Source organism: Marinobacter sp. (assembly GCF_040904845.1).
GTDB lineage: Bacteria > Pseudomonadota > Gammaproteobacteria > Pseudomonadales > Oleiphilaceae > Marinobacter.
Map to the genome: position 1 here is coordinate 1 of NZ_JBBDSR010000078.1, position 23,171 is coordinate 23,171.

Below are 23,171 nucleotides of genomic sequence, written 5' to 3' on the forward strand. Positions count from 1 at the left end.
GCCGACTAATTGGCCTACCCCTCGAAGGAGATGCGCATTCTACAGACACCAGCGGGGCTGTCAACGCACACATCAAACTATTTTCGCGTTGTATCGGTTTCCCACTATGAGCAAGAACAAAACTCGACCAACTTGATGATTTAACCACCAACTCAGGCTTCGGACGACCCTGTCTTGCGGCGCGCCTTACGCACCAAAGCCAGGAAGGGGCCGGACAAGCCATAGATCAGGAAACCGGTAAACAACACAGTGGCGGGGTCCAGCGTGACCACCACGAAGATCAGTACAACCAGAAAAATTGCAGCGAAAGGCACCCTGCCCCGCAAATCCAGATCCTTGAAGCTGCGATAGAGAATGTTACTGACCATCAGCACACCGCTGCCACCGACAACCACGATGGTCATGAAGGTTAACCAGGTAGCTGGGTCCACATCGTGGAAGCACCACACCAGGCCAGCAACACAGGCCGCCGCCGCTGGGCTTGCCAAACCGACAAAAAACTTTTTGTCGACGGAGCCAATCTGGGTATTGAACCGTGCCAGCCGCAAAGCCGCCCCGGCCAAATAGATAAAGGTGACCGCCCAACCGAATTGCCCAAGCTCGTTCAGTGACCAAAAAAAGGCGACCATCCCCGGTGCCACACCAAAAGCGACCATGTCGGCAAGACTGTCGTACTCTTCACCGAACTTGCTTTGGGTATTGGTCATCCTCGCAACACGGCCATCGAGCCCGTCGAGTATCATCGACACAAACACTGCAATGGCGGCATTATCAAACATGCCATTGGCCGCGGAAACGATGGCGTAGAAGCCGGAAAACAGAGACGCAGTGGTCAGCGCGTTCGGCAAGAGGTAGATACCCCTGCGCTTAACTGGCGCGCCTTCAACCAACTCTTCTTCGACCACCTCGCCCGGTTCAAACTCGCTCCCGGAGGAATTGCCCACTTTTGTCTCTTCTTCCGATTCCGGGATTTTTCTGTCGTCACTCATTCCATTCACTCCGGAAAGTATTTAGGCGGAGTATATACGAAAAACGCGGCCACCCGGGCCGCGTTTTCAGAACCGCACTGGAAACCTGGCTTAGTTCTTGTCTTTATCCACAATCTTGTTTGCTGAGATCCACGGCATCATGCCACGCAATTTCTCGCCAACAATTTCGATATCATGAGCCGCATTCTGACGACGACGCGCCGTCATGGACGGATAGTTCAGAGCCCCTTCGGAGATAAACATTTTCGCGTACTCACCGCTCTGAATGCGCTTCAGTGCGTTGCGCATAGCTTCACGGGACTGCTCGTTGATGATCTCGGGGCCAGTCACATACTCACCATACTCCGCGTTATTGGAGATGGAGTAGTTCATGTTGGCGATGCCGCCTTCGTACATAAGATCAACGATCAGCTTCAGCTCGTGCAAGCACTCGAAGTACGCCATTTCCGGCTCGTAACCACCGTCCACCAGCGTTTCGAAAGCCGCTTTGACCAGCTCTACAGTACCACCACACAGAACCGCCTGTTCACCGAACAGGTCGGTTTCGGTCTCGTCCTTGAAGGTGGTTTCGATGATGCCGGTACGGCCGCCGCCGATACCGCTGGCATAGGACAGCGCCAGGTTCTTGGCATTGCCGGACGAGTCCTGGAAGATGGCGATCAGATCGGGGATGCCGCCGCCTCTGGTGAACTCGGTGCGAACGGTGTGACCCGGCGCTTTCGGAGCCACCATGATAACGTCCAGATCTTTGCGTGGAACGATCTGGTTGTAGTGGATGGCGAAGCCATGGGCGAATGCCAGGGTAGCGCCCTGCTTCAGGTTTGGCTCGATTTCAGCAGCGTACAATTGTGACTGGAACTCATCCGGGGTCAGAACCATGACCACATCAGCGGCCGCAACCGCAGACGGCACGTCGCTGGTCTTGAGGCCGTAGGCTTCCGCCTTGGCAATGGAGGAAGAGCCGGGGCGCAGACCCACGGTGACATCAACACCAGATTCTTTCAGGTTGCACGCGTGGGCGTGCCCCTGGGAACCGAAGCCGATGACGGCGACTTTCTTGCCCTGGATGATTGAAAGATCGCAATCCTTATCGTAATAAACCTGCATGGGATAACCTCTATATTGTACCGACCCCGCCAACGGGGTCTTGATTTAAAATGGATAGTGCCTCTGTCAGAGACTCAACACTTTTTCGCCGCGAGCAATGCCGGACACACCGGTACGGACCACCTCAAGCACACCTGACGCGCCTACCGCCTGAATGAAGCCGTCGAGCTTCTCGCTGTCGCCTGCCAGCTGGACGGTATACACCGAGCTGGTGACATCCACGATCTGGCCGCGGAAAATATCGACAGTGCGCTTGATCTCAGCGCGCTGGGACCCCGTGGCTTTGAGCTTCACCAACATCAGCTCACGCTCGATATGGGTGCCTTCGGTAAGGTCAACCAGCTTCACCACCTCGATCAACTTATTCAGTTGCTTGGTGATCTGCTCAATAACTTTATCGGACCCGGTCGTGGTGACAGTCAGGCGGGACAGGGTTTCGTCTTCCGTTGGAGCAACCGTCAGGGTTTCGATGTTGTAGTTGCGCTGGGAAAACAGCCCCACCACCCGGGACAGCGCCCCCGGTTCGTTCTCAAGCAAAACAGAAATGATTCGACGCATGATCACACCCTCTCCGTCTTGCTGAGCCACATGTCTTTCATGGAGCCACGGGCAACCTGCATCGGATACACGTGTTCAAACCGGTCTACGTAGATGTCTACGAACACCAGTTTGTCCTTCATCGCCAGGACCTCTTTCAGCTTGGCTTCCAGGTCTTCCTTGCGGTCGATCCGGACACCCACGTGGCCATAGGCTTCCGCCAGCTTGACGAAATCTGGCAAAGACCCCATATAGGACTGGGAATGACGGGACTCGTAGTTCATGTCCTGCCACTGCTTGACCATGCCCAACGCCTGATTGTTGAGGTTGATGATTTTCACCGGCAGATTGTACTGCTTGCAGGTGGACAGCTCCTGGATGTTCATCTGGATACTGCCTTCACCGGTAATGCAGAGCACTTCGTCGTCCGGGTGCGTCAGCTTCACCCCCATGGCGGCCGGAAACCCGAACCCCATGGTGCCGAGGCCACCGGAGTTAATCCAGCGATTGGGCTTGTCAAACTTGTAATACTGGGCTGCGAACATCTGGTGCTGACCCACGTCGGAGGTCACGAACGCCTCACCATTGGTCAGTCGGCAGAGCGCCTCGATGACTTCCTGTGGCTTGATTGTATCCGGACTGGTTTCATAGCGCATGCCATGGAATGCGCGCCACTCTTCAATCTGCTTCCACCAGGATGCGATAGCATCGGCGTCAGGCTTCTCGGTGCTTTCCTTGACCAGCGTAATCATCTCTTTCAATACCGCATCCACCGGCCCCACGATGGGCACGTCCGCATCAATGGTTTTGGAAATGGACGCCGGGTCAATGTCGATGTGCACAATACGCGCACCAGGACAGAACTTCTCGGTGGCGTTGGTCACCCGATCATCGAATCGTGCGCCCACACACAGAATCAAATCCGAGTGATGCATCGCCATATTCGACTCGTAAGTGCCGTGCATACCCAACCAGCCAAGATGTTGCTTGTCAGAAGCCGGATAGCAGCCAATGCCCATCAGGGTATTGGTGATCGGATACCCCAGCATGCGAACCAGCTCGGTCAACTGATCGGACGCTTTACCAAGAATCACGCCACCGCCGGCATAGATGATCGGGCGACGGGATGCCAGCAGCATGTCCACAGCCTTCTTGATCTGCCCAGCATGACCCCGGATCGCGGGATTGTAGGACCGCAGCTTGACCTTCTTGGGGAAAACGTACTCATACCGCTCGTTCGGAGTGGTCATATCCTTGGGAATATCCACCACCACTGGGCCGGGGCGACCGGTCGAGGCGATATAATAGGCCTTGCGAATGATCTCGGGGATTTCCTCGGGGTGACGTACGCTCAGATTGTGTTTTACCACCGGACGGGAGACACCGATCATGTCGGTTTCCTGAAACGCATCCTCGCCAATCAGGTGGGATGCAACCTGACCACACAGAACCACCATGGGAATGGAATCCATGAACGCAGTGGCAATGCCGGTAATAGTGTTGGTGGCTCCAGGACCCGAGGTCACCAGGACGGTACCGGGCTTTCCGGTCGCACGCGCATAACCGTCGGCCATATGGACCGCGGCCTGTTCGTGCCGAACCAGAATATGCTTGACGTTGTCCTGCCTGAACAGCGCATCATAGATATGAAGGGCTGCACCACCCGGATAGCCGTATATGTATTCGATGCCTTCGTCCCGAAGGGACCGGATCAGCATATCGGCGCCAGACAATAACTCCACGATTTTCTACCCTCTTCATACGAGTGAATGAGCCGGGAAAACTCCCGGTTGCCTGGATACCCGGCTTGCCTGCTTCTTGTGAAAGCGGCACCGGCTGTTCCTCCACACCACCTTTAAGAGGTTGTCTCCTGGCCAGCCGCCCTCCTGAGGGTTGCGGAGAACGGCCAATCGACGGGTTGCACGTAAGCAACAACCATCCCGCGACCTGCGCGGCGCGTTCAGTGTGGTCATTAAACGGGGGATACTCGCTCGGGGTTGCCTGCCGTATTGTCCCCTGTTTTCAGGCAATCGGTAATTCTGACAGCGGGAAACTCCCTGTCAATAGCCGAGTGCGGTTTCTGTCCCACGCTCGCACAGTGTCCGTCATACTTTCGGCAGGTATTTGAACCAGACTAGAGAAAATCAGATTGCCAACTGGCATCATAATCCACGTGGATACACAGTTGGGCAACCAGAGTTGTCCCGGAATGGTTAACGCGAGATGAGTATAGTGATGAACAAAAAAGTCCTGATCATGGTCATGATGCTGGCCGTACTGCCACTGACAGCCACTGGCGCGTCCGTTTACAAGTGGACCGACGAAAACGGTGTGACACACTTTGGCGACCGCGAGCCCAGCGGCAAGACATCCGAACAGGTCAGTATCCGTACCGGAAAATCATCCGGCGGCCAGCCGGCCAAAAGCGCTCAGGAGCAGTTAAAGGAACTGGAGTCCCGAGACGCCGATGCCGCAGAGCGGCGCGACATGTCCGCAGCCGACGAGGCCCGCGCCAAGCAACGCAACGCCAATTGCGAAACGGCACGCAACAACCTCAATTTGTTAGCCAGCAACAACCGGATTCGCATAGAAGAAGATGGCGAGCAACGCTACCTGTCCCAGGAAGAGATCCAGGAGCAGCGCGAGAAATTCCAGAGCATAGCCGATGACAACTGCGGCCCGTCGGTTGCTGATCAGTCTGAGCGCTGACAGCGAGCAAGAGGCGATCAGGCCTTATCGAACACCAGTTTGTGATCGCTTACGGTTCCCCGGATGGTATCGCCCGGCACGAACTCGCCCTGCAACAGGCGTTGCGCCAGCGGGTTCTCAATCATGCGCTGAATGGCTCTTTTCAGCGGTCGCGCACCGTACACCGGGTCGTACCCGACTTCCGCCAGCAACTCCATTGCCGCGTCATCCAATGCCAGTTTCATGTCCTGATCCTTCAGGCGGCCGCTGAGGGACTCAATCTGAATCCTGGCGATGCCCAGAATCTGGCTTTCCGCCAGCGGGTGGAAGACGACCACTTCGTCGACCCGATTAATAAACTCGGGGCGGAAGTGTGTACCAACCACGTCCATCACTGCATTTTTCATGGCCTCATAATTTTCCTCGCCGGCCTTTTGCTGAATGATGTCGGACCCAAGGTTCGAGGTCATGACGATCACGGTGTTACGGAAGTCCACCGTCCTGCCCTGCCCGTCGGTCAGGCGGCCATCCTCAAGTACCTGCAACAGAATATTGAAGACATCCGGATGGGCTTTTTCCACCTCATCCAGCAACAGCACAGAATACGGGCGGCGGCGGACAGCCTCGGTCAGGTAACCGCCTTCTTCATAGCCGATATAGCCCGGAGGCGCACCAATCAGCCGAGCGACTGAGTGCTTCTCCATGAACTCTGACATATCGATGCGCACCATCGCTTCTTCGGTATCGAACAGGAATGAGGCCAACGCCTTACACAGCTCCGTTTTACCCACACCGGTCGGCCCCAGGAACAGGAAAGAGCCATTAGGGCGATGCGGGTCAGAGAGGCCGGCACGGGAGCGGCGCACCGCGTTTGACACGGCTTCCACCGCCTCATCCTGACCAATCACGCGGCCGTGTAACGCCTCCTCCATTCGCATCAACTTGTCGCGCTCACCTTCCAGCATCTTGGCGACTGGAATGCCGGTCCACTTGGAGACAATCTCGGCAATTTCTTCCTCGGTGACCCGGTTGCGGAGCAGTTTCATTTCCATCATTTCGGCCTGGCTGGCCATGTCCAACTGACGCTCCAGCTCCGGAATCTTGCCATACTGAATTTCAGACATCCGGCCCAGGTCGCCACTGCGGCGGGCGTTTTCCAGGTCAATCCTGGCCTGCTCCAGCTGGCTCTTGATCTTCTGGGAACCGTGCAACGCTGCTTTTTCGGTGTTCCACACTTCCTCCAGATCAGCGTATTCCAGCTCGATCTTCGCAATCACATCGGACAGCTCTTCCAAACGCTTTTTCGAGGCGGCATCGGTTTCTTTTTTCAGCGCTTCCCGTTCGATCTTGAGCTGAATCAGCCGGCGCTCAAGGCGATCAAGCGCTTCCGGCTTGGAATCCATTTCCATGCGAATCTGGCTCGCCGCCTCGTCCACAAGGTCGATCGCCTTGTCCGGCAACTGCCGATCGGTGATGTAGCGATGAGACAATTTGGCCGCCGCGATGATCGCCGCATCGGTGACTTCGACCCCATGGTGAACTTCGTAGCGCTCTTTCAGACCCCGCAGAATCGCAATGGTGTCTTCCTCATTGGGCTCGCTGACCAGCACTTTCTGGAAGCGGCGTTCCAGTGCGGCGTCTTTCTCGATATTTTCGCGGTACTCATTGAGGGTGGTAGCCCCGACACAATGCAGCTCACCCCGGGCCAAGGCCGGCTTCAGCATGTTGCCAGCATCCATCGACCCTTCTGCCTTGCCAGCGCCCACTACAGTATGGATCTCGTCGATAAACAGAATGATCTGGCCTTCCTGCTTGGACAGCTCATTGAGCACGGCCTTCAGGCGTTCCTCGAATTCACCCCGGAATTTGGCACCGGCGATCAGCGAGCCCATGTCGAGGGACAGCACCTTCTTGCCTTTCAGGCCGTCCGGGACTTCGCCATTGACGATCCGCAGTGCCAGCCCTTCCACGATAGCGGTTTTGCCAACGCCGGGTTCACCGATCAGCACCGGGTTATTCTTGCGGCGACGCTGCAGAACCTGAATGGTGCGGCGAATCTCATCATCCCGACCGATCACCGGGTCCAGCTTGCCGGCCTCGGCGCGCTCGGTCAGATCAATGGTGTACTTCGACAACGCCTGCCGGCTTTCCTCCGCGGCCGGATCGTTCACCGACTCGCCGCCACGAACCGCGTCTACCGCCTTTTCCAAAGCAGCCTTATCGACGCCCTGTTCTCGCAGCACGCGCCCAAGGGTGCCGCGATCTTCCAGGGCCGCCAGCAGCATCAGCTCGCTGGAAATGAACTGATCTTTTCGCTTCTGTGCCAGCTTGTCAGCGATGTTGAACAGCCGCCCCATGTCGTTGGACATGGAGACGTCTCCTGCCGAACCCTGAACCTCCGGCAAATGCTCGATTTCACGCGCAACCGCCTGGCGCACACGGCCCGGCTCCACGCCGGCCTGTTTCAGCAGCGGTTTGATGGAACCTGCGTCCTGATCCAGCAGCGCCTGCATCAGGTGCACAGGCTCGATGAAGTTATGGTCCTTGCCAACAGCCAGTGACTGCGCATCGGCAAGAGCGGTCTGCAGCCGGCTGGTGAGTTTATCAATTCTCATAGTCAGTCATTCCCCAATTCGGTGGCAGGGTGCCCGGATGTCAGTGCGGGCATCCCGTTTGCTATGACATTAAATGTAGGGGCAACCAGAGGGACTTCAAGCGGTGAAACTCAAAAACTGTCAGAATATTGACGGACATCAGGACCTATCCGATAACCAGATCAAGCTGGCCATGCGCCCAGTCTGGCCATCGCGGCGATAGGAGAAAAAGTGCTGCGGCTCTGACGCGGTGCAGCAATCCCCTCCGTAGACTTGAGTCACTCCGCAGGCGGCGAGACGCTGTCGGGCCAGCAGGTAGATATCCGCCATGAAATGGCCCACGCGTGCGCCCTGTTCCGAAAACGCGCTGGCCGAGCCAGGGTCGTGCAGCAGGAACGCCTCCCGCACCTCGGGCCCCACTTCAAACCGCTGCGGACCAATGGCAGGGCCAAGCCAGGCCATCAACTCCGCCGGATTTCCCCCGACCTCGCTCACCAACGCTTCCAGCACGCCGCCACAGAGGCTGCGCCAGCCCGCGTGAGCCGCTCCAACGCGGGTGCCTGACACATCGCAAAGCAGCACTGGCAGGCAATCCGCCGTCATGATCACACAGACCTGCCCCGCCAGAGTGGTGAAGCTGGCATCCGCTCGCGGGACACCTGCGGCAGGCAGGGGAACTGCGATCGTGCCATGGACCTGATCAAGCCAGCCAATGCGGTGGACGTCGACCCCGGCCACATCCGCCAGCCGCTGTCGGTTTTCCTGAACATGGGCCGCCTCATCACCAACGTGGGAACCAAGGTTCAGGGACGCCCAGGGGGCTTTACTCACGCCGCCCAGGCGCGTCGTACAGAGCGCTTGCACGCACTCGGGCGCAGGCCAGTCCGGCCTGATGACGGGCACATCAGAAGTCATTGTTCTCCAAATCCTTAACGTGCTGACGCAACGCTGCCAGAAGCTGCACCATGTCGTCCGGCATCGGCACCTCCCAGCTCAGAATTTCTCCGGTTTGCGGATGCTCCAGCGTCAGTTGGCGCGCATGCAAGGCCTGACGATGAAACGCCGCCAGTACCTCTCGCAGCGCCTCCGTTGTGCCTTTAGGCAACCGCAACCGCCCGCCATAGAGCGGATCGCCAATCAACGGATGCTTCACATGGGCCATATGAACCCGAATCTGATGAGTACGCCCACTCTCCAGCTTGCAGCGCACATGGGTATGGGCTGCAAATCGCTCCACCAGACGATAGTGCGTGACCGCCGGTTTGCCGGTGGGCACCACGGCCATTTTCTTTCGCTCCTGGGGGTGACGGCCAATGGGGGCGTCAACGGTTGCGCCGCCGGTCAGGGTGCCCACCACCACCGCTTCGTACTCCCGCCCCATGGTGCGAGTCTGCAGCTGATCCACCAGAGAGGTGTGAGCGATCAGACTGCGGGCCACCACCATAATGCCCGAGGTATCCTTGTCGAGACGGTGCACGATCCCGGCCCTGGGCAGATTTTCCACTTCCGGTGCGTGATTGAGTACCGCGTTTACCAGCGTGCCGTCTGCGTGGCCGGCTGCCGGGTGCACAACCAATCCCGCCGGCTTGTTGATTACCAGCAAGTGTTCGTCTTCGTAGACCACATCCAGGGTGATCGCTTCTGCCCGCCAGCTCACCTGCACTTCCGGCTCGGCATCCAGTTTCAGGGCATCGTGGAGCATGACCTTATCACGGGGCTTGCAGGATTTTCCGTTAACGGTGAGCGCACCGCTTTTTATCCAGCCCTGCAAGCGCGAGCGGGAATGCTCGGGCATCAGCTCAGCCGCCGCCTGGTCCAGGCGGCGATCGCTCAGTTCCGGCGGAACAGAAAAGGCAGCGGTAATACGATTTTCAGCAGACATTAAGCCCCCGGGGCCGATGGTATTGTGTTACGTTTCGGTCAGATTTTCTCAATCAGGCTGATCAGACCCTGCACAAGGCAAAGGTTCCCCGCTACAATGGCCGATCATTCGCATTTAGTCATTATACGGGATTCCGGCATGAGATCAGTTGTTCGATTTTTGCTACTGACCACCACAGCGCTGTTGATCAGTGCCTGTGCGTCCAACGAACAGGAAGAAGTCCTGCCGGAAGAAGCCTATTACGAGAGCGCCCGTGACGCCATGAACTCCGGCAACTTCAACGAGGCGGAGCAGAATCTCGATTTTCTGGAAACCTACTATCCGTTTGGCCGCTATGCAGAACAGGCGCAAATGGACCTGATTTACGCCCGCTACCAGAACCTGGACCTTGAGGGTGCCAGAGCGGCAGCGGATCGTTTTCTGCGTCTGAACCCCCAGAGCGAACACGCTGACTACGCTTTGTATATGCGCGGCCTGGCCTCCTACAACCTGGACATTGGCCTGGCGGCGCGCTATTTCCCGATTGATGTTGCAGCTCGGGACCCAGGGGAGCAGCGCCAGGCGTTCCGCGACTTTTCCAACCTTCTCAACCAGTACCCCGACAGTGAATACGCACCGGATGCCCGGCAGCGCATGATCGCCGTTCGTAACCGTATGGCCGAGCTGGAGCTCCATGCTGCACGTTACTACATCAAGCGGGAAGCCTATGTGGCGGCAAACAACCGGGCGCGTTATGTCGTCGAAAATTTTTCAACGTCACCGTCTGTCGAAGACGCGCTGATCATTCAGGCCGAAACCTTCCGGTTTCTGAAACTGAACAAGGCTGCCGATGACTCTATCGCCATGCTGTCCGAGAACTTCCCCGACAGCCGCGCTTTCAATGACGAAGGCGAGTTCCAGCCAACGCTCCTGGAGCGCGAAAACCGGTCACTGACCAGCGTTGTGACTTTCGGCCTGATAGGCGACGAGTAAGTCATACCGCCACGCCTGGAAACACGGCACGTTTTACTTCCCGACTTTCCAGGCGTTGGTGATCGGATACCGACGGTCCTTACCGAATCCACGCTCGGTAATGCGCACCCCGATGGGGGCCTGCCGGCGCTTGTACTCGTTGATATCCACCAGGCGAACCACCCGTTCCACATCGGCACGGTCAAACCCCTCCGCCACAATCGCGTCTGCGCTGAAATCCCGTTCAACGTACAAATTGAGGATCTGGTCCAGCACGTCGTAGCCCGGCAGGCTGTCTTCATCTTTCTGATCGGGAGCCAGTTCTGCAGATGGTGGTCGCGTAATCACCCGCTCCGGAATCACCGCAGACACGGTATTACGGTACCTTGCCAGCCGGAACACCAGGGTTTTGGGCACGTCTTTAAGCACGTCAAAACCGCCCGCCATATCACCATAAAGCGTGGAATAGCCCACGGCCATTTCGCTCTTGTTGCCGGTGGTCAGCACCAGTGAACCGAATTTATTGGAGAGGGCCATCAGCAACACGCCCCGCAGCCGGGCCTGAAGGTTTTCTTCGGTGGTATCGGGACGGGTGCCCTCGAAAGGCGCTGCCAGAGCGGCCATGAAGGCATCGTACATCGGCTCGATAGAATGAACGTCGTACTGCACCCCAAGCGCGACCGCTTCGGCTTCCGCATCCTCCAGACTCATGCCCGAGGTGTACCGGAATGGCATCATAACCGCCCTGACCCGCTCCGGCCCCAACGCATCAACCGCCACAGCGAGGGTCACGGCCGAATCGATACCACCCGACAAACCCAGCACTGCGGTTTTGAAGCCGTTCTTGTTGACGTAATCCCTTACCCCCAGTACCAGCGCCCTGTAGATATTTTCTTCCAGCGACGGCTCATCAGGCAGCGCCTGTGAGACCGGCTGGCAGTGGTGTTCACACAAAAAATCCACCGGGAACAGCCCTTCAACAAACTGGGGTGCTTCCACATCAAGGTGCCCGGAATGATCAAACACCATCGAGCCGCCATCAAACACCAGTTCATCCTGGCCACCGACCAGGTTGACGTAAACCAGGCTCACCCTGTTCTCCCGGGATTTCCGCTCCAGCAGGGCCTTGCGGCGAACCTGTTTATCAACGTCATAGGGCGACGCATTCAGATTGAGGACCAACTGGGCCCCGGCAGCCGCTGCGCTCTCGACCGGCCCATCACTCCAGAGATCTTCACACACCGTAATACCCACGGGGACTCCACGAATGGGCACCACCAGGGTGTCATGCCCCTCGGCGAAGTAGCGCTTTTCATCAAAAACCTGGTAGTTGGGAGGGAAACGTTTGAAGTAACGACCCGTGATCCCCCCGCCATCAATGACCACCGCAGCGTTGTAAAGCAGCCCGCCCTGGCGAAGTGGCGCGCCAATCACAATGGCCGGGTCAAGCTTGGCCTGCTTCAGAATTTCCAGCGCCTCATTCACACGCAGGTCCAGGCTGGGCCGCAACAGCAGATCTTCCGGCGGGTAGCCGGTCAGGCAAAGTTCCGGAAACACCACAACATCGGCCTGGTGTTCCCGGTGCGCCTTGTGCGCCGCATCGATCACCGCCTGGGCGTTACCCGGGATGTCGCCCACCAGAAAATCCAGCTGCGCCATGACAACTCGTAAACGCTGAGGCGCAGTATCGGCGGTGGACCATTGTTGTGACTCAGGCATAAAAGCCAGCTCCTGTAACTTGTTGCCGTTAAAAGGCTATTATACCCCGTCAACGCAACGGAATTCTCCCGGGAAGCCCATCCAATTATGACAACACCGGCCAAAGACACCCGCATCAGCTGGCAATCAGACTCTCCGGTTCCACAACGGGGCAAGCTGTTCCGCATTTACAACCACTACCGGGTCGTGATCAGCCTGATGCTGGTGGCGCTGCTGTTCGTGGACCCGGTGAACGTTGATTCCCGGTTTCGCATGCTCGATGTCTATCAGGCCGGTGTCGTCAGTTATTTCGCATTAAACAGCTTTATTGCACTGATCATACTGGCTGGCTTTCAACCGCAACAAAGGCACATCACGCTGTCGGTGTTGCTGGACATCCTGATCATGCACGCGTTCCTGTTCGTCAGTACGGGCATCACCAGCGGGCTGGCGAACCTGGTTATCGTGTCGGTCGCTGCCGGCAACATTCTGACCCCCAGCCGCATGGGCACATTCTATGCGGCTCTGGCGGCGATCTGTTCGTTGGGCATCTCCAGTTGGTCGGTACTGGTGTTTGATGATTCTGCCGACGACATTGTCCGCGCCGGCTCCCTCGGGATTCTCTATTTTGCGGCGGCTTTCATCCTGCAGAATATTTCCAAACGGATGATGCGCAGCGAAGCGCTGGCCTCCTCACGGGCACGCAGCATTGCCGAGCTGGAACAGATCAACCGGCAAATTATCCAGCGCATGCGCACCGGCATACTGGTTCTCGACCGCTATGGCCAGATTCGGCTGGCCAACGCAGCGGCCGAAGAACTGCTGTTCGGCGCACCCGCCAATGCCGACAGCATTGACAATCGAGAGCATACTCTCCCCCCACCGCTTCGCCTTGGCCTCGACACCTGGTTAAAAGACCCCATGCGCCGGACCGAGCCCTTTCAGGCATCGCCCACCTCGCCCCTGCTGCAGGTGAACTTTACCCAACTGGCACAGGACCGCAGCGACCACATCCTGGTGTTCGTGGAGGACATGAGTAAAGTCACTCAGCAGGCGCAACAGATGAAGCTGGCCTCACTCGGCCGTCTCACCGCCGGCATCGCCCACGAGATACGCAATCCCCTGGGTGCCATCAGCCACGCCGCGCAATTGATGGACGAGTCGACCGGACTCGAGGCCGGCGACCGACAAATGCTCGATATCATTCAACGCCACTCCCGGCGAGTAAACGGCATTATTGAAAACGTGCTCGACCTGTCCCGGCGCCGTGTCGCCAGCAGCGAGCCCATCAACGTTGGCCAGTGGCTCCGGGAATTCCGCGATGAGTACCTGCAAACCCAGACAAGCGACAATCAGGTTGCCGCCGAGATCGAGCTGAAACTGGAGCCAGACCTGCCCTCCGCAAGGTTCGATAAAAGCCAGATTGAGCAGGTGCTTGTCAATCTGTGCGACAACGGTTTGCGCTACAGTGAATACAACAGCGGCAAGCGTTTTGTCGAACTGCATGCCGGGGTAACACCGGACGGGGAGCGAGCCTACCTGGACGTTCGGGACATCGGCCCCGGCATAGCCGAAGACCAGCGCACGTCGGTTTTTGAGCCCTTTTTCACAACCGATAAGCGCGGCACCGGTCTTGGCCTTTATCTGGCCCGGGAACTGTGCGAGGCTAATCAGGCCCACCTCTCCCTGGTGGAAGATGATAACCCCGGTTGCTGCTTTCGCATCACATTTGCCCACCCCGGACGAATGATTTAACGCTGGTAGACAACCGGCAACCGTATAACGACAGGGAACAGACACCATACGATGACCACTCACGCCGCGCTGATCGTAGATGACGAACCGGACATCCGGGATCTGCTGGAAATCACACTGACCCGCATGGGCATCAAAACCCTCACCGCACCAGACATCACCAGTGCAAAAAAGTTACTGGAAGAGCACACACCACAGCTCTGTCTGACCGACATGAACCTGCCAGATGGTAACGGCATTGATCTGGTGCACTGGATTCAGCAACACACGCCATGTACCCCGGTGGCGGTCATTACCGCTTACGGCAATATGGACACCGCCATTGAATCCCTGAAAGCCGGGGCCTTCGATTTTGTGTCCAAACCAGTGGAATTGCCGCGGCTGCGTGAGCTGGTGAACAGCGCCCTTAAACTGTCAGAGCCTGCACCAGACGCCGACACAGCAACGGACGAGCCCGGGTTGCTTCTTGGCCAATCCAGCCAGATCAAACGACTGAGAAGCCAGGTTCGTAAGCTGGCGCGAAGCCAGGCACCGGTGTTCATCAGCGGAGAATCCGGCAGCGGTAAGGAACTGGTCGCCCGAATGATCCATTTGCAGGGACCACGGCGAGACGGCCCCTTTATTGCGGTTAACTGCGGCGCGATCCCGTCGGAGCTGATGGAAAGCGAATTCTTCGGGCACAAGAAAGGCAGCTTCACCGGTGCCGTGGACAATAAAGACGGCCTGTTCCGCTCCGCCGATGGCGGCACCCTGTTTCTGGATGAAGTGGCTGACCTGCCGCTGGCCATGCAGGTAAAACTGCTGCGCGCCATCCAGGAAAAAGCCGTTCGCCCGGTGGGTGACACACGGGAAGTACCGGTGGATATCCGCGTGCTCAGCGCCACTCACAAAAACCTGCCACAATTGGTCCAGGACGGAACGTTCCGGCAGGATCTGTTTTATCGAATCAACGTCATTGAGCTGGCCGTGCCTTCCCTCAGGGAACGCCCTGACGACATCGAACTGTTAGCCAACCACATCCTCGAACGCATTGCCCGTGAATATGAGTGTGACCCAGCAACACTGGCACCAGACGCCATCGGCCGACTGCAGGAGCACGACTTTCCCGGCAATGTGCGGGAACTGGAGAACATCCTGGAACGGGCGTTTACCCTCTGTGACAACGACCACATCGGCGCAAACGACCTCCATATCGGAAACGCGCCAATGCCCACCAGCGAAGCCAGCGCTCCCACCCGGGAAATCACCCGCAACGCAAGGCCGGACGACGTACCGGATGGCGAAATTGATCTGGAAGGTTACCTGGAAACCATCGAACGGCAGGCTATTGATAAGGCCCTGGAGGCCACCCGCTGGAACAAGACCGCCGCAGCTAGGCGACTGGGGATCAGTTTTCGGGCGTTGCGGTATCGGTTGAAGAAGTTAGAGATGGAGTAAATCCAGACCAGTCCACATAAACTACCTGCCAATATTCCTATATTATTGGCACTGGGAGCTCTGGCAGGACGCCGGAGTCCGTCATGGAATGATCATTTGACAAGGAGTGTTATCTATTATGCAGGCCTCAAAGCTGGCGGCGGGCTTCACCCTGCCCGAACTGGTCATCACAATTGCCATCTTCTCCATCGTCTCCAGCCTGGCTGTTCAGGGGTGGAACACCCTGGTAGACAAAAGCAGACACAGAACTGTCCTTGAGAGCTATCACAGTCTGTTTGCCCTCGCGCGCTGGACTGCAGCCAGCACACACTCGCTGGTTACCCTCTGCCCACTTTCAGAGCAGAATGAGTGTATAGATGACTGGCAACTGCCTGTATCCGTTTTCGTAGACAAAGATAACGACAAGAAACCCGACAGCGGGCAAATCCTGAAGCAGTTCCCCCCACCGCCCCATCCTTTTTCAATGCGTTCAAGAACGGCGGGGCGAGGTTACTTTCGGTTCAACGAAAAAGGTTTTGCCTACGGAGCATTGGGAAGCCTGGTTCTTTGCCCCACAGACACCAGTACCGGCACAATGACCTACATGGCGGTCAATATGGTCGGACGTTTTCGTGTTCAGTCTGATGAGGATGGGGACGGGGTTATCAAACTGCACTGGGGCACTGAGATCCGCTGCTGAAACGGATCCGAAATAGCCGGCGATATAACCGGCTATTTCGGATATTCAATTAGACCAGGTATTATCGTCAGCTCCGAAACCATCGTTTTCGCGATCCCAACGTCTTGCACCTGTGGAGTCCAGCTCCAACATGCCGTCCCCGGCCTGCGCTCCTTTCGGAGCTGCCCTTAAGGTGAAGGATGTCGCATTCACTGACTGGATGGTCAGGTCATAATACTTTTGATTCCCATCCAGCGGTGCCTCATCGGGATAAATACCGGGTGCGCCAGTATCCGCCCCACCGGCCGCAGCGCCCTCATAACTGTTGTTAGAGGCATAATGCCGCTCCATTGCCCCTGCCAGTCCCATAAGCGCCCCCTGGCCATCGGAGCGCTTGGTCTTCCGGACATGCTCAGAATAGCTTGGGTAGGCAATGGTGGCGATGATTCCTATGATAACCACCACAATCATCAACTCGATCAGGGTGACGCCTTTTTGATCCTTGTATGATCCCATCAAACCTTAATCCTCATACCAATAGGTTTCCACAACACCCTTGATTGTTTCGAGAGTCTTGCATTCTGTACCGATACAAATAACGTCGGTATCCTCAACCCGCATCCTCTGGGGAGTTGGTGGCAGTCCAGCGGTAGTGAGCTGAACAGAACGATCATCCTTGGTCAGCGCGTCATCACCTCCTACGTCGTCATAGTTTTGAACTGCCCTGCCGTCGAATGCCGAAAGATGGTAAAGCCTGGATGTACCCGTTGGCGGAAGGCAGGGATTATCGCTGGCTTTGGGTTCATAGGTTGTGAGATAGATTTCGTTATTCGCCGTTGTACTTTCGGACAGAACCTTTTCCCCGGCATTGGTCAGTCGAATAAACCAGCCATGTTTGCCGGCCAGATCATTTGCAGCTGCGGTCCGTTCGGCATCGGTACCCTCTTGTATGACATTATCTGTTGCATCAAACAAGTCATCTTCGGTGAGGGTTTCATAGAGTACCTCGGTCTCTGTTTCGTCTTCCGGATTGATTGGTGCCGAACTCACCGATTCGATCTTCAGCATGTAGAGCCTGTCCTTGATCGTGGTATTGAGCGGGTGCGCCTGGTACCCGGAACCGATTGACAGTCCCAGATACCGCTTGCCACCAATCTTGATACCGAACAGATCCGGAGTATGGTAGAAGCGGCGAGCTCTTTCCTCGGACGTTTCCGTCAGGTCCGAGTGGGTAACGCTCATGTCGGCAATACGCCCGCCGGTGACCACCAGACTGTTGCTCTGGCTGGAATCTCCCATATCGAACCGGAAAATCTGACCGCCCATATCGCCAACGTACATCTGGTCGGCAAGGCCATCGCCATTGATGTCCAGAACTTTTGGAGAAGCAGGAATACTGTACTGTATTTCAGCCAACTCAAAATCTGCACCACTGCCGGAGGGACCTGCCCACCAGATACGCTCTCCCGTCACGGCGTCCACAATGTACAGCGCTCGCCCCTCATCATCAGCGGTATGGGTGGTTGCCGAATCCTGATCCGGATCGTAACCGCCACCAAAGATCAGCACCTCATATACCTTGTTCTTGATTGAAACTGTTGTCTTGACCGGCGTCGACCAGGTCTGCCCCATTTCCTCAAAGCCGGTTGTGCCACCATCGCCCCCCGTGATGGACCACATAAGGCTGGGTGACGAGGGGCTGGTCACTTCCAGACCATAATAACTTCTACCACCACGACGCATACCAGAGTAGATTCGAACAAAGTCATTATCCGCACTACTGATTTTTCCATCGCGATTTTCATCGTGGCTCCACTTGACCACAGAGCCATCCATGCCGTAAATCTTAGAAGAGGATTCCGTGCTGTTCATCATCTCCTGCTGGTTCTTGAGAAGCTCCCGGGGGATAAAGGCAAAGTTGCTATCCCCTGTCGCACCATCCACGGCATGGATAAAGCCCTGATTATCGGCGTAGTAGATGGTGGTATCCTGAGGGGTCGTAGTGGCATCGTAGATCACCAACTGGGGCACGGAGTGCAGCGGGTCGGCCAGCAGTTGCCGTGCGTCAGTTGTATCCGAGTCACCGTCCTCATCGTTGACATCCACCCCACGAGTCCAGTTGATCACTTTCTCGAATTCCGCATCGGTCATGGCACTGTCACCAAAGTCCGCCTTGGTGAGATTGGTGTTGGTGGTGACAACCTCATTGCCAGTATTGGTGAGAGCCGCACCGTCCAGATTTGAGTAAACATTGCGATCGGGTGTCGTCGCTGGCAGCTGGGATGCCGCGCCGCCGAGACTGACGTCCGGGCCATCAACCAAGGGGCTCCACCAACTTCTCGCCGTTTCTTTAAAGAAGCCTGTGGTGTTATCGATAGCGGCATTGCCATTAACATCCACGATTACCGCAGTTGCCTTGCCGGACCCGTCCGTCTGAATATCCAGTTTATAACGCTTCAGGTTTCCATCCCAGATGGCACCTTTATCCGACCGGAACAGGGCGTAATAGAGGGTATTCAGATGATTCAGGCGATCAAAGGTATTAATCGCGACGCCCGGCGATACATAGGTCGTCCCCTGAGCTCTCACCGCCTGATAGATCTTATCAAAGGCGTCTTCCAAGGCGGCCTGGTCGTTGGCCAGATAATAATTTCCCTTGCCGGCCTCGGCGGTATCCGATAGCAGCGTCTGGTCCGTGTGAAATCCGACAGTGTGGGTGATCAAGTACTGATCACCATCCAGGGACGCACTCAGATCACTGTTGGCCAGGAAACCAGCCACTTCGTCGAGGCAGCTGTCGTCCGAGCCCGATGAGTCCCCATCACCACAAGCCTGGCCTATATAGTTACCGATAGCCGAATCCGTATCATCCGCGGTGGGCGCACCGTCAGTCAGGAAAACCGCATAGTTCTTCTGGCACTGGTAGGTAATCGGCGAAATATAGGAGTCATCCGTCGAAGAAATGACCGACGAAATCGGCACATCATCGTAATCGGGAGCATCGCCACGAAAGTAGCGGGCGGTTTCGGCCAAAGTCTCAGCTAACGGCGTGTTACCCACCGGATAAAGCTCATCGACCAGTCCCTTTAATGTGTCCGCATTGTCCACCACGTCCACGGGCGCGGACATAATGTGGCCGCCACTCTCCGTGTATATTTTACAGTTACCATTTTCATCGCACTTCTTCTGGATATTGAACTTCATTACGCCGACATTGACGTCCTGCATCTTGTCGATCAGGTTCTTGGTCACCGTCTTTACCACATCCATGCGGGTAGTGCCATCATCATCCACGGAACTGCCCATGCTGCCTGAATTATCGATGATAAACATGATATTGGGCTCTACAATCTGCGAAGTGCCCGGCGGTGTGAAGAAGATTTCGGTATCATCCGCATAGACCGGGCCACTGACTGTGGCGGCGAACGCAGCGGCCACCACAGAGAATATCAGGCGAAAATTGATAGTTGCTTTCATTGCTCGCCACCTCTAGAGGAAACCGTGCCAGTGAAGGACACCCGATAAGCCATTGCCGTCGGCTGATAGATGTGAATCACTCCGGAACTGCCATTGAAATTGTCCAGTTCGTCCTCCTGGAGCTGCCGCCCTCCGACCTCAACGATCAGCTCCCGCGAGGGAAGGATGGATGAAGATGGACAGCCAGGACAGCCCTTGCCACGAATTCCGACCACATCGCCGCTGGCGTTGACCACCAATTCAATAGCCCGCGCCTCCACTGCCTCATATTGAGAATCTATAAGCTGACCCTTGGGTTCATCGGCCGAGACCAATGGTGACAGGCTCATCAGTACTACTGCGGTGAATGCCTTAAGGCCGAACATAAAATGTGAGTAAACTTTGCGCATCTCTGCCTCCGGGGGAGCTCCCCTTTACCAATCTCAATAATATTCGATGCCTTTGAACACCCGCGAGGATGCACCGGTGTTTGTCATGCTGGCTTCCCCCTCCAACTCGTAACGAAATCCCTTTAACTGGTTGGAGCTCTCGTCCGCGTCCATCGAGCTGCCACTGGTGATAATAACCTCACCCAGATAACGCGCCTGGTAGCTGCCACCGACGCCGTTGTCAGGGTCGATGGTTACATCGACTTCGGAGCTCAGGCCGGAGGCGTTCTGCATCGACTCCCGCAACAGATCGAGGTTGTTGGCGTAGACTTTACTCATCAACGACCTCACCGTGCTCTCCGCCGCCTGGAATGCCCGGTTGGAATTCTGGGAATTCACCGCCATGCGTTCCTGCATCACCGACGTGTTCATCCCGGCAATCCCGATCAGCGTCAGCACCAGTAACACAATCAGAGATACGATCAGTGTTGCCCCGCGCTCCCGCCAAACTGAAACGAATTTTGTCTGCCTGTTTATCATCTGGTCACCATTAGCCTGTCAGTCAGTCACGGTTGCGGAGCATCACTGTCGATACAAACGTCCGGCGCAAACGCCGGTCCTCCGGATGGGTAACGGTGCCACCACCGCTGGCCCCGGTAATCGTTTCGCCGGGAAGGGCGTAATCCGCGGTATCATTATCATCTCTGACCTGATCAGAGTGGCTGACCAGCATACCAATCCGGAGCGCTACCACACTTGACATACTGCCCACCTGGTCAGCGGGGCGGTAGCGAACATTATTGGTTGCCAGCAGTTCTCCGTATTCGATCTGGAGGTTCTCTACGCCTTCGACGATTTCCTCCGGCGGCAGGAGCGTTCCATCCAGCTGATTTATCTGACGATGTAATGCAAAAATATCGTTGCCTTGGACATCGTCCCGACCGGTGTCAGCGACAAAATATACGGACGAGGAAAATCGCATGATTCTGGCGTCTTCGGTGTAGGCCCGGCCCAAACGGTTTGTACTGTTAACGTTATTGCCATGAGCCCAGGTGTCGGAGGAGGGCTGACTGGAGATACGGAAGAGGTCCGCTGCCTCACAATTGGAGATCATCACGATATCATTCTGGGCAAACCGCTCAACATCGTCGCCTTTTAGCTGGACATTGGCATTGTCCGCCTTCATGTTACCAACAAGCTCAATCCCCATGGTTTCACCACGCTGCACCGAGATCACATCACTACCCACTTTGGCGTTGGACTCGACCGCGGTGCCGTCAAACTCTGTCCCGTTGGCCCAAGTCCCGTCAGTCACTTCCCATCCGCGCAAAGTGGTCTCAAAAAAATCATCCGTAGGCGGATTGTCTGCGATGACGTTCAAGGTCACATCGTCAGGATCGGCACACCCCTGAAACCCGACCATACGCATGTCCCGCGCCATGATATCCGTGGCGATGCGTGCGGCCTCCTGGGTTCGTGCTAGCGCATTGCTTACCTGAGAGGTACGGCTGGAATCCAGGTACACCGTGAACACCCCAAATATCAGGGTGGTGCTGAGTGCCAGGGCAACCATCAGCTCCACCAGAGAAAGACCAAGCTGAGCTTTCCCCATTCTGGCAATGTCCCTTACGTCAGGAGCCTTGATCATGAAATACCTCACAATAAAAACCGCACGGTGTATGAACCGTCGCCACTAATGGTCTCACCCGCGTCCCCCTCACGGGCGACCTCATCCCAGGTCACGGTGACAGTGAACGTCGAAGTGCCGGCATCGAATTGCATCGTTCCGACGCCCCCGGGCAACAAGGCCGTACCGCTGCCCACGCCCTGGATCTGACGGGTCCATTCCACCATATCCACCGTGGCCTGACCCGCAGGTGAACAGCCGGCAGAATCAGTGGCGCAGGCCGGGAGCGTCGTTGCAGCCCCGTCGGTGCTAAAGCCGGCATAATCCGACGCCCGTTCTTTGTTCGCGCGCATTCGATCTGCCATATCGTAGGCAAGGATACTGGCCTGTGTTCTGAGATACGCCCCCTGATTGTTGCGCATGCCCTCCAGAGTGAGGCCCGCCAGACCGAGCAGGCCAATCGCCAGAATGACCACCGTCACAAGGATCTCTATCAGCGTGAAGCCGCACTGGCTTCGAGCAGAGGCCCCAGTCTTGAAAAAGGGATGTTTATATGTACGTTCTTTGTTCATGTCTTGACTCACCATCACGGACAGGTAACGTCGTTGCCTTCATGGTCGTTCAGAATGCCATTGCCATCTGTGTCTCTGGCCAAATGGGTCTGACCCGAGAAATTGATCGAGATAGCCATTGCCTCGGCAGCCCCCCTTTCGTCACAAAGAACAAACGTGCCAGCCACATTTCCAGTAGCAGACGCCCTGGGGAAACCTTTGTTGTCGAACTGCACGTAGTTGCCACCGTCACTGGTCATATCAATGATTCTGAGCGTGTTACCTCCAGCTAGCTCCCCGCTGACCTTGAGTAACTCATCCGTGCCACCGAACGCAGCATTCAGGTCATCATCGCGGAATACAATGACACCGGTTTCCCAGTTGGAGTTGCCACTGCATGTTGCACTGTCGGTGGAGGCGCAAATCGTAACAACGCCGGAAAGAATCTTCGACGCTTCGCTACGTGCATAGCCGACAAGGCTGGTCGTCTCATTGATTTGTGCAGAAAGGCGGTTATTCAGAACCATCTCACGGAAGGACGGAACCGCAAACGCTGCTATGATCCCGAGGATGACGATGGTGATCAGAAGTTCAAGGAGGGTAAAACCCAAGTTACGCTTGATGCCAGACATAAATCCTTCCCAGTTTTACTTGGGTAGAGACTATGCCAGATGTGATTAAGAGGCCAGCGTCACTCGATCAGCGGCAAATGTCAGGGGATGAGCGGCATGCAAGCTTTGTTTGGTGTGACAGCCATCACATACACGGTCACTCAAATACGCCCATAGCGCGCCCCATTCAGCACTGATCAAAAATCAGCTTACATTTACCACATCAATCCGCAACTCTTTC

20 protein-coding genes are annotated in these 23,171 nt (G+C 56.5%); 5 read left to right on the top strand and 15 right to left on the bottom strand.

Annotated features, from left to right (window positions below; translation table 11 throughout):
- Positions 1-152: 152 nt before the first annotated feature.
- From pssA to WD429_RS10585, 4 genes are all read right to left on the bottom strand, one after another.
- A complete protein-coding gene (pssA, locus tag WD429_RS10570) occupies positions 153-989 on the bottom strand; it encodes a CDP-diacylglycerol--serine O-phosphatidyltransferase (RefSeq protein WP_368422139.1) in 837 nt (278 codons plus the stop codon).
- A 90-nt stretch (positions 990-1,079) separates the two neighbouring features.
- Positions 1,080-2,096 carry a ketol-acid reductoisomerase gene (ilvC, locus tag WD429_RS10575; RefSeq protein WP_368422140.1) on the bottom strand — a complete coding sequence of 339 codons (1,017 nt, stop codon included), beginning with the start codon at positions 2,094-2,096 and terminating at the stop codon, positions 1,080-1,082.
- A gap of 66 nt (positions 2,097-2,162) precedes the next feature.
- Positions 2,163-2,654: an acetolactate synthase small subunit gene (gene ilvN, locus WD429_RS10580; protein ID WP_368422141.1), complete on the bottom strand. Its 492-nt coding sequence runs from the start codon at positions 2,652-2,654 to the stop codon at positions 2,163-2,165.
- 2 nt (positions 2,655-2,656) lie between these two features.
- Positions 2,657-4,375: an acetolactate synthase 3 large subunit gene (locus WD429_RS10585; RefSeq protein ID WP_368422142.1), complete on the bottom strand. Its 1,719-nt coding sequence runs from the start codon at positions 4,373-4,375 to the stop codon at positions 2,657-2,659.
- A 493-nt stretch (positions 4,376-4,868) separates the two neighbouring features.
- Between WD429_RS10585 and WD429_RS10590 the strand changes: the two genes are divergently transcribed.
- Entirely contained in the window at positions 4,869-5,342 is a 474-nt protein-coding gene (locus WD429_RS10590; protein ID WP_368422143.1) for a DUF4124 domain-containing protein, read from the top strand.
- A 17-nt stretch (positions 5,343-5,359) separates the two neighbouring features.
- On the opposite strand, the gene clpB is transcribed toward WD429_RS10590, so the two are convergent.
- The 3 genes from clpB to rluD form a co-directional block, all read right to left on the bottom strand.
- Complete coding sequence (gene clpB / locus WD429_RS10595) at positions 5,360-7,936, bottom strand: ATP-dependent chaperone ClpB (RefSeq protein ID WP_368422144.1); 2,577 nt, start codon at positions 7,934-7,936, stop codon at positions 5,360-5,362.
- Between the two features lie 138 nt (positions 7,937-8,074).
- On the bottom strand, positions 8,075-8,830 hold the full coding sequence (pgeF, locus tag WD429_RS10600) for a peptidoglycan editing factor PgeF (RefSeq protein ID WP_368422145.1): 756 nt from the start codon (positions 8,828-8,830) through the stop codon (positions 8,075-8,077).
- Entirely contained in the window at positions 8,820-9,797 is a 978-nt protein-coding gene (rluD, locus tag WD429_RS10605) for a 23S rRNA pseudouridine(1911/1915/1917) synthase RluD (RefSeq protein WP_368422146.1), read from the bottom strand. The genes pgeF and rluD overlap by 11 nt, the downstream gene beginning before the upstream one ends.
- A 138-nt stretch (positions 9,798-9,935) precedes the next feature.
- On the opposite strand from rluD, the gene WD429_RS10610 reads away from it, so the two are divergent.
- Positions 9,936-10,769 (top strand): outer membrane protein assembly factor BamD, encoded by an 834-nt coding sequence (locus WD429_RS10610; RefSeq protein ID WP_368422147.1) that lies wholly within the window; start codon positions 9,936-9,938, stop codon positions 10,767-10,769.
- 33 nt (positions 10,770-10,802) lie between these two features.
- Here the strand turns inward: WD429_RS10610 and WD429_RS10615 are convergent, their stop codons facing one another.
- Positions 10,803-12,467 carry an NAD+ synthase gene (locus WD429_RS10615; RefSeq protein WP_368422148.1) on the bottom strand — a complete coding sequence of 555 codons (1,665 nt, stop codon included), beginning with the start codon at positions 12,465-12,467 and terminating at the stop codon, positions 10,803-10,805.
- 87 nt (positions 12,468-12,554) lie between these two features.
- Between WD429_RS10615 and WD429_RS10620 the strand changes: the two genes are divergently transcribed.
- The 3 genes from WD429_RS10620 to WD429_RS10630 all read left to right on the top strand — a co-directional run bounded on the left by WD429_RS10620 (position 12,555) and on the right by WD429_RS10630 (position 16,317).
- Complete coding sequence (locus tag WD429_RS10620) at positions 12,555-14,201, top strand: PAS domain-containing sensor histidine kinase (RefSeq protein WP_368422149.1); 1,647 nt, start codon at positions 12,555-12,557, stop codon at positions 14,199-14,201.
- Between the two features lie 51 nt (positions 14,202-14,252).
- Positions 14,253-15,638 carry a sigma-54-dependent transcriptional regulator gene (locus WD429_RS10625; protein ID WP_368422150.1) on the top strand — a complete coding sequence of 462 codons (1,386 nt, stop codon included), beginning with the start codon at positions 14,253-14,255 and terminating at the stop codon, positions 15,636-15,638.
- 118 nt (positions 15,639-15,756) lie between these two features.
- Entirely contained in the window at positions 15,757-16,317 is a 561-nt protein-coding gene (locus WD429_RS10630; RefSeq protein ID WP_368422151.1) for a GspH/FimT family pseudopilin, read from the top strand.
- A 45-nt stretch (positions 16,318-16,362) separates the two neighbouring features.
- Here the strand turns inward: WD429_RS10630 and WD429_RS10635 are convergent, their stop codons facing one another.
- Genes WD429_RS10635 through WD429_RS10665 form a run of 7 tightly spaced genes read right to left on the bottom strand, consistent with a single transcriptional unit; the run spans position 16,363 to position 22,951 of the window.
- Positions 16,363-16,812 (bottom strand): type IV pilin protein, encoded by a 450-nt coding sequence (locus tag WD429_RS10635; RefSeq protein WP_368422152.1) that lies wholly within the window; start codon positions 16,810-16,812, stop codon positions 16,363-16,365.
- A gap of 6 nt (positions 16,813-16,818) precedes the next feature.
- A complete protein-coding gene (locus WD429_RS10640; RefSeq protein WP_368422153.1) occupies positions 16,819-19,773 on the bottom strand; it encodes a PilC/PilY family type IV pilus protein in 2,955 nt (984 codons plus the stop codon).
- Positions 19,770-20,162, bottom strand: coding sequence for a hypothetical protein (locus WD429_RS10645; RefSeq protein ID WP_368422154.1), 393 nt, complete (start codon positions 20,160-20,162; stop codon positions 19,770-19,772). The genes WD429_RS10640 and WD429_RS10645 overlap by 4 nt, the downstream gene beginning before the upstream one ends.
- 33 nt (positions 20,163-20,195) lie before the next feature.
- Positions 20,196-20,681 (bottom strand): PilX N-terminal domain-containing pilus assembly protein, encoded by a 486-nt coding sequence (locus WD429_RS10650; protein ID WP_368422155.1) that lies wholly within the window; start codon positions 20,679-20,681, stop codon positions 20,196-20,198.
- Positions 20,682-20,703: 22 nt separating this feature from the next.
- The gene (locus WD429_RS10655; protein WP_368422156.1) at positions 20,704-21,789 is read right to left on the bottom strand and encodes a PilW family protein; all 1,086 of its coding nucleotides are present in this window, start codon (positions 21,787-21,789) and stop codon (positions 20,704-20,706) included.
- Between the two features lie 8 nt (positions 21,790-21,797).
- Positions 21,798-22,340, bottom strand: coding sequence for a type IV pilus modification protein PilV (gene pilV / locus WD429_RS10660; RefSeq protein ID WP_368422157.1), 543 nt, complete (start codon positions 22,338-22,340; stop codon positions 21,798-21,800).
- Between the two features lie 14 nt (positions 22,341-22,354).
- Complete coding sequence (locus tag WD429_RS10665) at positions 22,355-22,951, bottom strand: GspH/FimT family pseudopilin (protein ID WP_368422158.1); 597 nt, start codon at positions 22,949-22,951, stop codon at positions 22,355-22,357.
- Positions 22,952-23,171: the final 220 nt, after the last annotated feature.

Bases quoted from the DNA above. Each gene is read 5' to 3' on its own strand.
- WD429_RS10640 (WP_368422153.1), bottom strand. From the start codon at position 19,773: ATGAAAGCAACTATCAATTTTCGCCTGATATTCTCTGTGGTGGCCGCT.
- WD429_RS10650 (WP_368422155.1), bottom strand. From the start codon at position 20,681: ATGATAAACAGGCAGACAAAATTCGTTTCAGTTTGGCGGGAGCGCGGG.
- WD429_RS10620 (WP_368422149.1), top strand. From the start codon at position 12,555: ATGACAACACCGGCCAAAGACACCCGCATCAGCTGGCAATCAGACTCT.
- WD429_RS10645 (WP_368422154.1), bottom strand. From the start codon at position 20,162: ATGCGCAAAGTTTACTCACATTTTATGTTCGGCCTTAAGGCATTCACC.
- rluD (WP_368422146.1), bottom strand. From the start codon at position 9,797: ATGTCTGCTGAAAATCGTATTACCGCTGCCTTTTCTGTTCCGCCGGAA.
- WD429_RS10610 (WP_368422147.1), top strand. From the start codon at position 9,936: ATGAGATCAGTTGTTCGATTTTTGCTACTGACCACCACAGCGCTGTTG.
- pgeF (WP_368422145.1), bottom strand. From the start codon at position 8,830: ATGACTTCTGATGTGCCCGTCATCAGGCCGGACTGGCCTGCGCCCGAG.
- WD429_RS10655 (WP_368422156.1), bottom strand. From the start codon at position 21,789: ATGATCAAGGCTCCTGACGTAAGGGACATTGCCAGAATGGGGAAAGCT.
- pssA (WP_368422139.1), bottom strand. From the start codon at position 989: ATGAGTGACGACAGAAAAATCCCGGAATCGGAAGAAGAGACAAAAGTG.
- ilvC (WP_368422140.1), bottom strand. From the start codon at position 2,096: ATGCAGGTTTATTACGATAAGGATTGCGATCTTTCAATCATCCAGGGC.
- WD429_RS10590 (WP_368422143.1), top strand. From the start codon at position 4,869: ATGAACAAAAAAGTCCTGATCATGGTCATGATGCTGGCCGTACTGCCA.
- WD429_RS10630 (WP_368422151.1), top strand. From the start codon at position 15,757: ATGCAGGCCTCAAAGCTGGCGGCGGGCTTCACCCTGCCCGAACTGGTC.
- clpB (WP_368422144.1), bottom strand. From the start codon at position 7,936: ATGAGAATTGATAAACTCACCAGCCGGCTGCAGACCGCTCTTGCCGAT.
- WD429_RS10615 (WP_368422148.1), bottom strand. From the start codon at position 12,467: ATGCCTGAGTCACAACAATGGTCCACCGCCGATACTGCGCCTCAGCGT.
- WD429_RS10665 (WP_368422158.1), bottom strand. From the start codon at position 22,951: ATGTCTGGCATCAAGCGTAACTTGGGTTTTACCCTCCTTGAACTTCTG.
- pilV (WP_368422157.1), bottom strand. From the start codon at position 22,340: ATGAACAAAGAACGTACATATAAACATCCCTTTTTCAAGACTGGGGCC.
- WD429_RS10625 (WP_368422150.1), top strand. From the start codon at position 14,253: ATGACCACTCACGCCGCGCTGATCGTAGATGACGAACCGGACATCCGG.
- WD429_RS10635 (WP_368422152.1), bottom strand. From the start codon at position 16,812: ATGGGATCATACAAGGATCAAAAAGGCGTCACCCTGATCGAGTTGATG.
- ilvN (WP_368422141.1), bottom strand. From the start codon at position 2,654: ATGCGTCGAATCATTTCTGTTTTGCTTGAGAACGAACCGGGGGCGCTG.